The organism is Streptomyces sp. NPDC005706 (assembly GCF_040631045.1).
GTDB lineage: Bacteria > Actinomycetota > Actinomycetes > Streptomycetales > Streptomycetaceae > Streptomyces.
In genome coordinates this window covers 90,064-103,519 of record NZ_JBEXYS010000014.1, presented here as the reverse complement: position 1 = coordinate 103,519, position 13,456 = coordinate 90,064, and the positions used below count along the sequence as shown (strand labels likewise).

At 69.8% G+C, this 13,456-nt stretch carries 13 protein-coding genes; 10 read left to right on the top strand and 3 right to left on the bottom strand.

Annotated elements, in window-relative coordinates:
• Positions 1-116 precede the first annotated feature (116 nt).
• Positions 117-779 (top strand): response regulator transcription factor, encoded by a 663-nt coding sequence (locus ABZ478_RS22685; RefSeq protein ID WP_359552230.1) that lies wholly within the window; start codon positions 117-119, stop codon positions 777-779.
• A gap of 8 nt (positions 780-787) precedes the next feature.
• On the top strand, positions 788-2,440 hold the full coding sequence (locus ABZ478_RS22680; protein WP_359552228.1) for a HAMP domain-containing sensor histidine kinase: 1,653 nt from the start codon (positions 788-790) through the stop codon (positions 2,438-2,440).
• Positions 2,441-2,623: 183 nt separating this feature from the next.
• On the opposite strand, the gene ppk2 is transcribed toward ABZ478_RS22680, so the two are convergent.
• Both ppk2 and ABZ478_RS22670 read right to left on the bottom strand, forming a co-directional pair.
• Positions 2,624-3,619, bottom strand: a complete 996-nt coding sequence (ppk2, locus tag ABZ478_RS22675; RefSeq protein ID WP_359552226.1) for a polyphosphate kinase 2 — start codon at positions 3,617-3,619, stop codon at positions 2,624-2,626.
• 268 nt (positions 3,620-3,887) lie between these two features.
• The gene (locus ABZ478_RS22670) at positions 3,888-4,619 is read right to left on the bottom strand and encodes a TetR/AcrR family transcriptional regulator (RefSeq protein ID WP_359552224.1); all 732 of its coding nucleotides are present in this window, start codon (positions 4,617-4,619) and stop codon (positions 3,888-3,890) included.
• Positions 4,620-4,955: 336 nt separating this feature from the next.
• Between ABZ478_RS22670 and ABZ478_RS22665 the strand changes: the two genes are divergently transcribed.
• The 6 genes from ABZ478_RS22665 to ABZ478_RS22640 all read left to right on the top strand — a co-directional run bounded on the left by ABZ478_RS22665 (position 4,956) and on the right by ABZ478_RS22640 (position 10,589).
• A complete protein-coding gene (locus ABZ478_RS22665) occupies positions 4,956-6,440 on the top strand; it encodes an APC family permease (protein WP_359552222.1) in 1,485 nt (494 codons plus the stop codon).
• 55 nt (positions 6,441-6,495) lie between these two features.
• Complete coding sequence (locus ABZ478_RS22660; RefSeq protein ID WP_359552220.1) at positions 6,496-8,142, top strand: amidohydrolase; 1,647 nt, start codon at positions 6,496-6,498, stop codon at positions 8,140-8,142.
• Positions 8,143-8,301: 159 nt separating this feature from the next.
• Positions 8,302-8,706, top strand: coding sequence for a hypothetical protein (locus tag ABZ478_RS22655; protein WP_359552219.1), 405 nt, complete (start codon positions 8,302-8,304; stop codon positions 8,704-8,706).
• The gene (locus ABZ478_RS22650) at positions 8,688-8,972 is read left to right on the top strand and encodes a branched-chain amino acid ABC transporter (RefSeq protein ID WP_359552356.1); all 285 of its coding nucleotides are present in this window, start codon (positions 8,688-8,690) and stop codon (positions 8,970-8,972) included. Before ABZ478_RS22655 ends, ABZ478_RS22650 begins: the two co-directional genes overlap by 19 nt.
• 13 nt (positions 8,973-8,985) lie before the next feature.
• The gene (locus ABZ478_RS22645) at positions 8,986-9,801 is read left to right on the top strand and encodes a thioesterase family protein (protein ID WP_359552217.1); all 816 of its coding nucleotides are present in this window, start codon (positions 8,986-8,988) and stop codon (positions 9,799-9,801) included.
• An 80-nt stretch (positions 9,802-9,881) separates the two neighbouring features.
• Positions 9,882-10,589, top strand: a complete 708-nt coding sequence (locus tag ABZ478_RS22640; protein ID WP_359552215.1) for a 2-phosphosulfolactate phosphatase — start codon at positions 9,882-9,884, stop codon at positions 10,587-10,589.
• 69 nt (positions 10,590-10,658) lie between these two features.
• On the opposite strand, the gene ABZ478_RS22635 is transcribed toward ABZ478_RS22640, so the two are convergent.
• Positions 10,659-11,216, bottom strand: coding sequence for a DUF3291 domain-containing protein (locus ABZ478_RS22635; protein WP_359552213.1), 558 nt, complete (start codon positions 11,214-11,216; stop codon positions 10,659-10,661).
• Between the two features lie 291 nt (positions 11,217-11,507).
• Between ABZ478_RS22635 and ABZ478_RS22630 the strand changes: the two genes are divergently transcribed.
• Positions 11,508-12,041 (top strand): GNAT family N-acetyltransferase, encoded by a 534-nt coding sequence (locus ABZ478_RS22630; RefSeq protein WP_359552211.1) that lies wholly within the window; start codon positions 11,508-11,510, stop codon positions 12,039-12,041.
• Between the two features lie 486 nt (positions 12,042-12,527).
• On the top strand, positions 12,528-12,950 hold the full coding sequence (locus ABZ478_RS22625; RefSeq protein WP_359552209.1) for a hypothetical protein: 423 nt from the start codon (positions 12,528-12,530) through the stop codon (positions 12,948-12,950).
• The last annotated feature ends 506 nt before the right edge of the window (positions 12,951-13,456 follow it).

Sequence of the window (13,456 nt, the reverse complement as noted above, 5' to 3'; positions counted from 1 at the left end):
TGTCGTAGCTGTTCTGTGTCCTGTCTGTTCGGTGACGCCAATGTGCCGGGGGGAAGCTGAAGGGGACCTGAAGCCACCTGAAGATCCCTTCAGGTTCCGTTTGGGAGGCTTGGCCCATGCGCCTGTTGATCGTGGAGGACGAGAAGCGGCTCGCGCTCTCGTTGGCGAAGGGCCTGCGGGCCGAGGGCTTCGCCGTGGACGTCGTCCACGACGGGAGGGAGGGCCTGCGTCTGGCTGCCGAGGGCGTCCACGATCTGGTCGTGCTCGACATCATGCTGCCGGGCCTCAACGGCTACAGGGTCTGCGCGGCCCTGCGCGCGGCGGGCCACGATGTGCCGATCCTGATGCTCACGGCCAAGGACGGCGAGTACGACGAGGCGGAAGGCCTGGACACCGGCGCCGACGACTACCTCACGAAACCGTTCTCCTACATGGTGCTGGTGGCGCGGGTGAGGGCGCTGCTGCGCCGCAGCGGCTCCGCCGGCGCGTCGCCGGTTCTGCGCGTCGGGAGTCTCGTCGTCGACACGGCCACCCGCCGGGTATGCCGGGGTGAGAGGGAAGTGACGCTCACCGCGAAGGAGTTCGCCGTGCTGGAACAGCTCGTGACACGGGCCGGACAGGTGGTCGGCAAGCTCGAGATCCTTGAGCGTGTCTGGGACTTCGCCTACGACGGCGACCCGAACATCGTCGAGGTGTACGTCAGCACGTTGCGCCGCAAACTCGGCACCGACACGATCCAGACGGTGCGCGGGGCCGGCTACCGGATGGTGGCCTCGTGAGGCGGCGGATGCCGGGTTCCGTGAAGGCCACGATGGTCCTTCTGGCCACCGCCGTCGTCACGGTCGCGCTGGTGGCCGCCGGGATCGCGGTGCTGGTGTCGCTGCGCATGAACCTCACCGAGCAGGCGCAGAACGAGGCCAACGACACGGCCCGCAGGATCGCCCTCCAGGTCGCCACCTGGCGCGGCGGAGAGGCCCGGCTGCCGCTGCCGGACGGCGCCCAGGAGGGAATCCCGGTCCAGGTCACGGACAAGGACGGGCGCCTGCTGGCCGTCGGCAAGGATCTGGAGAGCATCAGCGGCACCGGTGTGACAGCCGTGCGCGTGCCGCGGACCGCCGCTTCCACCCCTCCCCCGTCCCCGTCCGCTTCCCCGACACCAATGCCATCGCCGTCCTCGGCCTCCTCCTCCCGGTTCGGCGGTGAAACGGCCGACGACCACGGCGGGGGCCGCGGCCGGGACGAGGACCGCGGCAGCGACGACAGCGGCTCGCACGACAGCGCATCGGACGACCACGGCTCCGACGACCACGGCGGCGTCGCCGACCCGACGCCCCAGGCGAAGGACCCGGCCATCGGGACCATCGGTGACACCGTTCAGGAAGGCTCTGGGCGGGCGGTGGTCGACGGCCGCGGTGCCCCCTACCGGTTCGCCACCATCAAGGCCACCGACCTCGGCGGCCGGACGGTCCTGGTCCACGCGGGCGCCTCACTGACGACCCGCGAGAGCGCCGTCCGCAGCACCGCGCTGGCGATGCTGGCGGGACTTCCGCTGGTCCTGGCGGCTGTTGGCGGCGTGACCTGGCTGGTCACACGGCGCGCTCTGGCCCCCGTGGAGGGCATCCGGCGGGAGATGGCGGCGATCACCGCCTCCGAGGATCTCTCCCGGCGCGTGCCTGAACCCGCCTCGCACGACGAAGTGGCCCACCTGGCCCGCACCACCAACGAGACGCTCACCGCGCTGGAGGCCGCCGTCGACCGGCAACGCCGCTTCGTCGCCGACGCCTCCCACGAACTGCGCAGCCCCATCGCCTCGCTGCGCACCCAACTCGAAGTCGGCTCAGCCCACCCGCAGCTCCTGGACGTGCCCGGCGCCGTGAGGGACACCGAACGGTTGCAGCACCTCGCCGCCGATCTGCTGCTCCTCGCACGGCTCGACGCCGGCGAGCGGCCCGGGCAGGCACCGGTCGACCTCGGCGAGCTGGTCCGTGAGGAGATCGGACGCCGTCCCGCGGACCGCACACCGATGTCCGTCCACGCCGGCGAGCAACACCACGTGACGGGCTCACGCGGTCAGTTGAACCGGGTGATCGGCAACCTCCTGGACAACGCCCAACGGCACGCCCGCACCGAGGTCGTCGTGCGCGTCCAGGGGCAAGGCGACCGGATCGTCCTCACGGTCGCGGACGACGGCAGCGGTGTACCGGCCGCCGAACGCGACCGGATCTTCGAACGGTTCGTACGACTGGACGACGCCCGTGCCCGTGACGACGGCGGTGCCGGTCTCGGCCTGGCCATCGCCCGCGACGTGGCGCGCCGTCACGGCGGCACACTCACCGCAGGTGAAGCACCGTCCGGAGGTGCCCTTTTCGAACTGCGCCTTCCCGCAGCCACCGCACCCCGACGACCGCACGCAACCCCGAAGCACGCCCCGGAGCCCTGACACTGCCGGCGCCCGGGTGACGGCGCCCGGCGCAGCCGACCAACCTGCCGGAGACGAACCGCCCGCTCCGTACCGGGACCATGCGAGCAGCGGCCAGGAACGGGGCGGAACTCAGCTGCCATGCGGGCAGACACCGCGGACCGGCGCGCCAGTTCTTCTCCAAGGGGGTCAGCCACCCGACCGTCAGCTCGGGTCCGGATGGTTCCCGGGTCCGCCGCCGGGTCCTGCCAGCGGTGTCGGCGAGAGAGCCGTTGGTTGCTCGCCCGGTTCCAGCAGGGTGTCAGCCGCACCGACGATCAGCGGATCGGGCGTACCCACCGCCGCCAGGTCCTTGGCCGGGTAGTCGCACCGGTTCAGCAGACTGCGCATCGCCTCCAGCCGACCCCGCCGCTTGTCGTTGTTCTTCACGACCGTCCAGGGCGCGTGCGCGGTGTCGGTCGCCCGGAACATGTCGACCTTGGCCGCGGTGTAGTCGTCCCAGCGGTCGAGCGAGGCCAGATCGGTCGGGGACAGCTTCCAGCGGCGCACCGGATCGACCTGCCGTATGGCGAACCGGGTGCGCTGCTCGGCACGCGACACCGAGAACCAGAACTTCACCAGCAGAATGCCGTCGTCGGTCAGCAACCTCTCGAACAGCGGTGCCTGCTGGAGAAACTGCCGGTACTCCTCCTCCGAGCAGAACTCCATGACCCTTTCGACTCCCGCCCGGTTGTACCAGGACCGGTCGAAGAAGACGATCTCGCCGCGAGCCGGCAGGTGGGTGACGTACCGCTGGAAGTACCACTGCCCCGCCTCCCGCTCGGTGGGCTTGTCCAACGCGACCACACGGGCGCCACGGGGGTTCAGCCGCTCGGTGAACCGCTTGATGGCGCCACCCTTGCCGGCCGCGTCCCGCCCTTCGCAGACCACGACGATCCGCTGCCCCGTCTCCTTCACCCACCGCTGCAGCTTGAGCAGCTCGATCTGCAGGATCCGCTTGGTCCGCTCGTACTCGCGTCGCCCGACCCGGTGGTCGTACGGATGGTTTTCCCGCCAGGTCTCGATCGGCCGACCGTCGCCGTCCAGGAGCACCGGCCGCTCCGGCTGCCGATCGTCCACCGCGAGCCCGTGCAACAGGTCGTCCTCCCGCCCCGTGCTCCGACTCCCCTGTGCGTCCAGCACCTGCTCCTGTTCGGCCACGCGCCCCGCCTCTCCACCTCTTCACCGGGTCCGGTGATCTCCCCTCCGCGTGCCCCGGGAGGCCGGACCCAGACGCACTACTGCCAGACCTTGTACTGCTTCGGGTGGGTTCCAACCGCCGCGTCGCAGTGCTCCCCCACCGCAGCGGTGGTTCGGGGGACGCGGGTTCATGCGGCGGCGGCCTCGGCGCGCTCGCCCGGGACGTCACTCTCGAACTCGGCGCCCGCTCGGCCCGGCGGGCGACGGCATCGGTCCGTCCCGCACGCCGTCACCGGGCGTGCCGGTCGAGTGCGGCCTGCAGTCCGTCCAGGAAGACCTCCAGCGCGCCTGGGTAGGCGCTGGTGCTCATGGTCCGTGCCAGGGTGTGGGCGGATTCGGCGATGCGGGGGTACTGGTCGGGGGGCAGGGAGGCGTACACCTCGCGCCAGGCCGCGCGGTCGGCCGCGCCGGCTTCCGTCGGCAGGGCGTTGGCGGCCGCGTCGATGGCTGCGAAGCCCAGCGTGAAGTCGATGAACCGGTGGTAGTAGAGGGCCGCGTCCTCCAGTCCGAAGCCGGCGCCACGCAGGATGCCCAGGCCGAGCTCGACGCCTCTCATCTCGTTGGGGCGACGGGTGACCCGGGAGGCGGCGAGCACCGCGGCATGAGGGTGGGCGGTGTACGTGCGGTGCAGGTTGATCCCGACAAGGCGCAGGTCATCACGCCAGTCGCCGGTAGGCCGCACGTTTTCGAGGCTCATCCCGATCAGTTCGTCCGCGACCGCGAGGACGAGGTCGTCGGTGCTGCGGAAGTAGCGGTACAGCGCCGACGGGTCGGCCCCCAGCGCGATGCCGAGGCGTCGCACGCCCAGCGCGTCGTGGCCGTGCTGGCTCAGCAGCCGGATCGCTGTCCGCACGATCAGCTCCTGGCTGAGCACCGTGCCCGCCCGCGTCGTACGGCGCCGCCGCCCGGCCGCGAGCCGGCTGGCAGGGACGGCGTCATCCGCGTCATCGAAGGTGCTCACCCGGACTCCGATCCATGAGGGAACGTGCGGCAGACCGCTCTTATGACAACGCGATTGACCTTAAAAGTCCAGAGCTGTTTGATGTGGCTCCACCAGCGCGACACGTCCGTGCGGCTCGTACCGACGGTCACTGCGCGGGTCGGGTCGGTCCGGGCCGACCTGACCGGCAGTCCGGCGGCACGGCTGCGCCCGGGCGGGTCCGACGTACCCACCACTCCTACGTCGCAACGCGGCGACGGTCCGCGCACCACCGCGGCCCAGCCGCCGCACCGGTACCCCTTCCTCCACCGCTCACGGACGCCGCGCGTGCGTCCCGCCACCCTGGACCGGTTGCCCATGGAACACACCACTTCGTCCCCACAGCTGAAGAAATCGCTGGGCGTCGTCGACGGCGTCGTACTGGCCGCGTCGAGTACCGCCGCGACCACCAGCATCGGTATCGGCATGGGCGTGCTCGCCTCGATCACCGGACGGCAGACTCCGCTGATCCTGCTGCTCGGCTTCCTGCCGATGCTCGGCATCGCCAGCGCGTACGCCCGACTGAACAAGGCGGAACCGAACTGCGGCGCCGGATACGTATGGGTCGGACGCAGCATGGGCCCGTGGCTCGGGATGATCGCCGGCTGGGTCCCGCTCGCCGGCGGCGTCGTCTTCCTCGCCTACACCACGTCCGTGACCGGCTCCGTCCTCGTGCAGTGCGCCCACAGGGCCGGCGTCGACAGCCTTCTTGGCCGGCACCTGGACGCCAACTCCACTCTCCAGTGCACCCTGATCGGCCTGCTCGTCCTGGCCGCGGTCACCGTGACCGCCGTGACCGGCGTCCACAAGGCCACCCGTCTGCAGACCTACCTGCTCGTCTTCGAGTACGCCGTGCTGCTGGTCTTCAGTTGCTGGGGCCTGATCGCGGGCGACCAGTCCTTCTCCCTGTCCTGGTTCAGCCCGTTCGCCTTCGACTCGCCCTCCGCCCTGGCCCAGGGCCTGGTCCTGGCGGTCTTCTTCTACTGGGGCTGGGACGCCGCGTTCTCGGTCACCGAGGAGACGGAGCAGACCGGTGACGCGGCCCGGGGCAGCTACATCGCCCTGTTCACCATGCTCGGTCTGTTCCTCCTGGGCGCCGTCGCCTTCCAGCGGGTCATGACCGCCTCCGAGATGAGTGACACCGGCCCCCAGGGCCTGACCTACTACGCCTCCCGGCTCGCCGACGAGCCCTGGGCCACCCTGCCGCTGATCGCCCTCATGTTCTCCGCCGTCGCCTCCCTGCAGGCCGGCATCATCCCCACCGCCCGGCTGACCCTCGCCATGAGCCGCGAACGCACCCTCGGACCCGTCTGGGCACGCATCAGCGCCCGGCACGGCGGGCCCACCGCCGGCACTGTCATCGTCACGGTCATCTCCGCCGCCGTCGCCGTCCTGACCGTGGTGATTCCCAAGCTCAACGAGGCGATCCTGGCCGCGGTCAACGCCATCGGCATCCTCGTCGCGCTGTACTACGGACTCACCGCCATCGCCTGCGCCCTGCGCTTCCGCGGCCTCATCCGCACCAGCCCGGGCGAAGCCGTCCTGGCCGTCCTCGTGCCGTCCGTGTGCGCCGTCCTTCTGTTCGCCCTCGGCGCCTACCTCGCGCTGTACTACGCGACCCTCAGCGACACCTTCGCCGTCAGCGTGGACAACGGCTGGTTCAACCTGCTGTGCCCCACCGTGATCCTCGCGGCCGGCCTCGTGGTGTCCGCGATCGCCAAGTGGTACCGCCGTGCCCCCGCCTTCGCCCGGAGGACTCCGAACGTCGCCGTCCCGGCCGCCGAAGCCGACTCCCTGTCCTGACTCCGGCGCCATTCCGACTCCGCCGCACACCCCAGCGATTGGACCTCCTCACCTCATGTCCCAGCCCGCCGCGGACCTTGTCTTCACCAACGGCCCGGTCCTCACCACGGACCCGGCTCGCACCCGGGCCACCACCCTGGCCGTCACCGACGGCCGTATCACCGCCGTCGGCCACGACGAGGTCAAGGACCTCATCGGAACGCGCACCGAAGTCGTCGACCTGCACGGCCGCCTGCTGCTGCCCGGCTTCCAGGACGCCCACATCCACGCCGTCATGGGCGGCATCGAACTCGGCGAGTGCGACCTGACCGGGACCACCGACCCCGACGAGTACGCCCGCCGCATCCGCACCTACGCCGACGCCCACCCGGACAGGGAGTGGATCACCGGCGGCGGCTGGTCCATGGAAAGCTTCGAGGGCGGCATACCGACCCGGCAGTTCCTCGACACCCTGGTACCCGACCGGCCCGTCTACCTGCTCAACCGGGACCACCACGGCGCCTGGGTCAACACCCGGGCCCTGGACATCGCCGGCATCACCGCCGCCACCCCCGACCCGCGGGACGGCCGCATCGAACGCGACCCGGCCGGCGGCCCCGTGGGCATGCTCCAGGAAGGAGCGGTGTCCCTGGTCGGCGCCCACCTGCCGCCCAAGACCGCGGCCGACCGTCTCGCCGGACTGCTGCGCGCCCAGGAACTCCTGCACGGCCTCGGCATCACCGCCTGGCAGGACGCCCTGCTGTGCGGGGCGGACGGCTACCCCGATCCCTCCGACGCCTATCTCACCGCGGCCCGTGACCGCACCCTGACCGCCTCGGTGACCGGCGCGCTGTGGTGGCGCAGGTCCGTGGGCGAGGAACAGATCCCCGACCTGCTGCAGGACCGGCAACGCCTCACCCACGGCAACCTCCGCTGCTCCACGGTCAAGATCATGCAGGACGGGGTCGCGGAGAACCACACCGCGGCCATGACCGCCCCCTACCTCGACGGCTGCGGATGCGCCACGGGTAACAGCGGTCTGAGCTTCGTCGACCCCGAGGCCCTCAAGCAGTACGTCACCGCCCTGGACGCCGCCGACTTCCAGGTCCACTTCCACGCCCTGGGCGACCGCGCCGTGCGCGAAGCCCTCGACGCCGTCGCCGCCGCTCGCGCCGCCAACGGCTACCGTGACACCCGCCCCCACCTCGCCCATCTCCAGGTCGTCCACCCCGAGGACATCCAACGCTTCCGGCAGTTGGGAGCCACCGCGAACATCCAGGCCCTCTGGGCCGCCCACGAACCCCAGATGGACGAGCTCACCATCCCCTTCCTCGGCCCGGAACGCTCAGCCTGGCAGTATCCCTTCGGTGACCTCCTGCGCGCCGGGACCACCCTCGCCGCCGGCAGCGACTGGCCCGTCTCCAGCCCCGATCCCCTGGCCGGCATCCATGTAGCCGTCAACCGCACCCTGCCCGGCGCCGCCGACAAGCCGTTCCTGCCCGAGCAGGCCCTGGATCTCACCGCCGCACTCACCGCCTACACGGCGGGCAGCGCTTACGTGAACCACCTCGACGACGCCGGAAGCCTGCGCCCCGGCAACCGGGCCGACCTCGTCGTCCTCGACCGGGACCCCTTCAGCGTTCCGCCCGAGGCCATCGCCGAGACCCGTGTCCATCTCACCTACATCGACGGACAGCGCGTCCACACCGCGCCCACCGCCTGACCGACGGTCGCGTACACCCAGCTGTCCGCGGCGCACACCATGGCAGGCCCCGGGTGACGCCCGGGGCCGCGCCAAGCGCACATGTTCCGACGACCCGTGTCAGGCAGCGCCGACACTTCACGCGTTCCGCCGGCAACGCGGATGCCGCATGATCGAGAGGTGCTGATCGAACTGGTGAAGGTCGCGAAATTTCCCGCAAGGCCTTGGCTTGCGGATGTCCGGACACCGTTCGGTCACACCGCGGTCCGGTGGTGCGGGGATCCTGCCGCGGAGCCCGGCGAGTACCACGTCGAGTGGACGATCGACGAGGACATCGTCTGGGGGCGGAACGCCAGCCCCGCTGTCGGTACCGGTGGTGCCGGTCCCGGGCTCCGCACCGGCGGGCACTGCGTGGTCCTGCGGGGACGTCTGACCGTCACGGAGGACGGTGCGGCTCTGCTGGACTTCGATGGCACGAACATCCTGCTGGACCTTGCTGATCCGCTGCCCGAAGATGTCGCCGATACGTGGGTCGAGCTCTTCATCGAGCGCGACAAGGTCAGTCTCTGCCCTTATGCACTCTGACCGCCCCGCCCTTCGCCGCCCTCGCCCCGCTGCGTGCCGGCGCCACCGTGCAGGCCCTGAGCATGCGCATGCCCGCCGGCGTCATGGTGATCCTGGTCGTCCACCGCCTGCACGACCTGCCGGTGACCGAGGCCCGCGCCGCCGCCCCGCTCGCCGCGCCGGCCGTCACCCCCGGCCCGCACCTGTGGCGCCGTAACGCCCGGCTGAGCATCCTCGGCGGCACAGCCGTCCATGTAACCCTGGCCAGCACGGTCTTCACCCACTGAGAAGGACACCCCGTTGAGCACCGGCAGCTACTACGAGCCCATCGACACCAGCCGCTACAAGCCCACCGCGCACGCGAGCGGGGCGTGGGACCCCGACGAACAGCACTTCAGCCCGCTGGGCGGCCTCGTCGTGCACGCCATCGACCGCCACCTGGCCAGGCGGGCGGACAACAGCCTGGTCGTGTCCCGGATCAGCTTCGACATCCTCGGCCGCCTCGCCCTCGACGAGTGCGAGATCCGGGTGGAGACGATCCGGCCCGGCCGCACGATCGAACTGATCGAAGCCACCGCGCTCATCGCCGACCGCCCTGTGGTGCGGGCTCGCGCCTGGCTGCTCGCCGCCGGTGACACCACCGCAGTCGCCGGCGGCGCCCCGGCACCGCTCACCTCTCCCGACAAACTCGCCTCGTGGCCCCTGACCGACGTGTGGCCGGGCGGCTACATCGCCTCCCTGGACGTACGGCCCCTCGCCGCCCCACAGCCGGGCCGGACGACCGCCTGGATCTCCACCGGCCTCGACCTCGTCGCCGGACAAAACTCCAGCCCGCTCGCGTCCTACGTAGCGCTCGTCGACACCGCCAACGGCATCGCGATACGCCAGCCACCCACCGCCTGGATGTTCCCCAACGTCGACCTCACCATCCACCTTCACCGCCAACCGGAAGGCCGCTGGACCGGCCTCGACACCACCGTCACCTTCGGCGCCACCGGCCATGGCGTCACCACCAGCGTCCTGCACGACGTCCACGGCCCCCTCGGCCACGCCCAGCAGATCCTCACCATCCGCCCGCAACCGACGGCGGCCCCGCACGAGCGCGAGCGCAGCTGAGGAGCCCAGCAGGTCCCGAGTCACCGAAAGGCCGTCAATGTGCCTTGTAAGCTGCCTTATTGGCCTGCGACCATCCCGGCATGGACTCGCGCGTAGTCGGGATACCCGAGGTGGACGGCACCGAAGACGTGGCCGTTGTGATCGATGTGATGCGGGCGTTCACCACCGCCGCTTGGGCTTTCCATCGCGGGGCCGACAAGATCGTTCTCGCTGCGGACGTGGGCGAGGCATTGGCGATCAAGGCGTGTCACCCGGGCTGGCTTGCGCTCAAGGACGGGGCACCGGTTCACGGGTTCGACCTGGTCAACTCCCCTGGCGTGATCCGGGACACCGACTTGTCCGGCCGAACCGTGATCCAGAAGACCACTGCGGGAACCGTTGGTGCCCTGGCGGTCGTCGAGGCGAAACTGGCATTGTGCGCCAGTTTCGCCGTGGCCGGCGCAACGGCTCGTGCCCTGGCGGATGTTGCCGACTCGGTGACGTTTGTTGCCACCGGCGAGGACGGTCGGGCCGCGGAGGATCTGGCCTGCGCCGAGTACCTGGGCCGGCTCCTGACCGGAGATCGCCCCGACCCCGACCCATATCTGCTCCGTGCCCGCACCTCCCCAGCCGCGGACGACCTGCGCGGCGGGCGGCGCCGCGGTGCTCACCCCGCCGATGTGGAGTTGTGTCTGGAGGTGAACCGGTTCGACTTCGCCATGAAGGTCGGCCTCGAGGAGGGGATGGCGGTACTGCGGCCGCTCCGGCCTCGACCAGATGCGGCGTCCGCTGTGCACCGCGCGCGGTAACCTCTGGCGGGTAGGCGTCGGTGGCCGGCCAAGGCGTTCGACAGCACATGCGGTCGTTAAGGCTTTTTGTCAGCGAACCTGGTCTCTCTTCGGCCCGATGCCTTTGATCCTGGTCGGGGTTCCCTCCGGGGTGAACGAGTGGTGGAAGGTGAAGGCGTGCGGCGCGGAGCCGTGGTCGCGGAGGTGTTCCAGCTTGGAGACCCCGTCCTGCCAGGTGGGTATCACGCCGTCGGAGACCCACCAGAGCACGTAATTCGGGTGTCCTGTCCTCTCGAACCAGTCGTAGCGCCTGTTCAGCGCCTCACGGTGCAGACCGGTGCAGATGGCGTCGAAGGCGGGGCGCGGGTCGGTCCAGAGTGAGAGAGTCGCGGCCAGGGCGGTGGTTTCCACGGTACGGCCCTTGCCGTACCAGGTCGGTACGGCGAACTCTCCCCACGCACCCCAGTCCGCCTCGAAGAGCATGCCCCGGTCACCGCCTGCCGCTTCAGCGCGAGCGAGGTACCCGGGTTGCTGACTGAACTTCCGGTAGACGGCCTCACCAATGTCGTATAACTCTCGCGTCTCAGGTGCGGGATCGGCGAGAGGTGACTTCAGGACACCGAATGTGTACAGCGCAAGATGGGGCATACGTCTCTCCCTGGTTGGGGTGCCTGGTGTGGACCCGATTCGGTGGCTTACGCATGGCGGCGAGGACTCGTCGAGGGTGACCGACTCATCCCGTCACGAGTGGCTCAGCTTGAAGCAACTCCGCTGCGACCGTGGGCGATCGCCGAAGGCCAAGTGAAGGTACCTGCCTCTGCGGGCCATGTCGAAGTTGCGTTTTCTCTGTCCAAGTGGCCTCCGGACCCAGGCCGACCAACTCGCCGACACCGGCATTCGGATTACCGATAAGGCGGGCACCTTCGGGAGGATGGGCGAATGACCGAGATCATCACACCCCGTCTCCTCCTCCGTAGCTGGCACGACGACGACCTCGCGCCGATGGCGGACATCAACGCGGACCCACGGGTCATGCGCTGGATCGACGACGGCTCGGTGCGCGACCTGGACCACACGGCCGAGGACATCGAGCGATGGGAGGAGGAGTGGGACGAGGAGGGCTTCGGTCTCTTCGCCGTCGAGTTGCTGGCCTCGGGCGAGCTGATCGGCTTCACGGGACTGTACGTGCCCGAGTTCGTGCCCGAGGTGATGCCCGCCGTGGCCATCGGCTGGCGGCTCGGCTCACAGTTCTGGGGCCAGGGATACGCGTCCGAAGCCGCGCACGCCACGCTGGAGTTCGCCCTCCAGGACCGCGGCCTGGACCGCGTCGTCAGCATCAACCGGGTGGGGGACAACGCCTCCGAGAACGTCATCCGCAAGCTCGGCATGGTGCCTGAGCGGGAGACGACACACCCGGTGTACGGCTACCCACTGCGCGTTCACGCCATCGATCTCACCGAGTTCCAGGCGTGAACCGTGTGAACCAGCCAAGTCCTCGGTCATCACAAGCCGGCCGACCACTGTCCCTGCGCCCATGAGTACAGCGGGGACTGCTGCGATGTGACCGGATCGAGCCGCTGATGCCGGCCGGTCCGGTCCGCGGGCGGCAACGACCGGCGGCCGCGCTTGCCGGCGTTTGAGCGATCTCTCACTGTGGGGACGAGTGGGCACCTTCATCCATCACGAGGAGCAGGAACGCCGGTTCCACGCGGGCCAGGACCCGATGACTGGCGAACCAGACCCCTACGCGGGCATCGGGCAGCCGGCGTCGCTGGGACAGGTGAACGCCAGACACGGCGTTCACCGACAACCGGCGTACCTGGTGGCAAGTTGACGTTCACTGCGTGATCACTCGACGTCTCTGTGTTGGTCGCGGGACGGTGTCTACGATCCGCCGGGATTCGACACCTGGCGATCGGCCCGTGCCTCGGTCGACGTCATCAACCATGGAGAAGGCTGATGGGTTCAATGACGCACGTGATGCGCATGGGTGTGTTGAGTGCAGGGGTGGTTCTGACGCTGGGTGTGGTGGCGGCACCGGTGATGGCACAGCCGCAACGCTCCTTCCTGGCCGCTCAGACGCAGGACGCGGCCGCTCCCGCCCCGACAGGGCTCGCCTACACCTACGACATCGCCAGCCAGACAGTCACGGTGACTTGGGATCCCAAGGACCCGGCCGACACCATCACGCGCAACTACCGGCCAGGCTCTTGCGGTCCTACGCCGCAGTACCCCTGCTTCATTGCGCCCCAGGTCATTCTGGGCAACTCCTTCTCTTTCAAAAAGGCGCCCAACACCGCTCCCGCGTACGTCAAGATTTACGCCGAGAACGCCATCCACCAGTACACCGGCTCCCAGATCTTGACCGTCACCGTCGACTGATCAGTCTGGCGGTGCCGATTCACCCAGAAGTGCACTTGAATGCGCCGCCGACCCGAAAGTTCTTGCGCAAGGCCGTGAAGGGAATATTTAGCCCGCAGAGGATGGTGGGTTGAGGGCCGAGCGGGTGTGGGTGAACACGTTCACGGGCTGTGGGCCGATCAGTTCGGTCGGCTGCCGAGAGCAGTCCGGGCATGGGGTGGCGAGGGCTGCGCGTGCGGATGGGTGTGGCGGCTGCCGCTGGGAGGCGGCCGAGCGGTTGCAGATCCTGGACGGCACCGCCGTATCGGTGCGCCACCACAGGGGGTGCCGCGTCCCGCAACCGCTGTGACGCCCACAGCGGTTGCCGACGGCCCGTCGCCCGGTGAGCGGACGGGGGCCGGTCGGGAGGGGCACACGGGGCGGCGGTGCAACCGCCCGACGGCACGGCTTGTCTTCCTCGTAGGGGGCCGCGGCCTTGCGGCCGGAGGAGGAGCGAGGATGCCGAGAGCGCGGTCGTTATGGACGGA

Excerpts from the sequence above, each read along its gene's own strand:
- ABZ478_RS22680 (WP_359552228.1), top strand. The coding sequence starts at position 788 with ATGCCGGGTTCCGTGAAGGCCACGATGGTCCTTCTGGCCACCGCCGTC.
- ABZ478_RS22630 (WP_359552211.1), top strand. The coding sequence starts at position 11,508 with ATGACCGAGATCATCACACCCCGTCTCCTCCTCCGTAGCTGGCACGAC.
- ABZ478_RS22635 (WP_359552213.1), bottom strand. The coding sequence starts at position 11,216 with ATGCCCCATCTTGCGCTGTACACATTCGGTGTCCTGAAGTCACCTCTC.
- ABZ478_RS22665 (WP_359552222.1), top strand. The coding sequence starts at position 4,956 with ATGGAACACACCACTTCGTCCCCACAGCTGAAGAAATCGCTGGGCGTC.
- ABZ478_RS22660 (WP_359552220.1), top strand. The coding sequence starts at position 6,496 with ATGTCCCAGCCCGCCGCGGACCTTGTCTTCACCAACGGCCCGGTCCTC.
- ABZ478_RS22625 (WP_359552209.1), top strand. The coding sequence starts at position 12,528 with ATGGGTTCAATGACGCACGTGATGCGCATGGGTGTGTTGAGTGCAGGG.
- ABZ478_RS22685 (WP_359552230.1), top strand. The coding sequence starts at position 117 with ATGCGCCTGTTGATCGTGGAGGACGAGAAGCGGCTCGCGCTCTCGTTG.
- ABZ478_RS22640 (WP_359552215.1), top strand. The coding sequence starts at position 9,882 with ATGGACTCGCGCGTAGTCGGGATACCCGAGGTGGACGGCACCGAAGAC.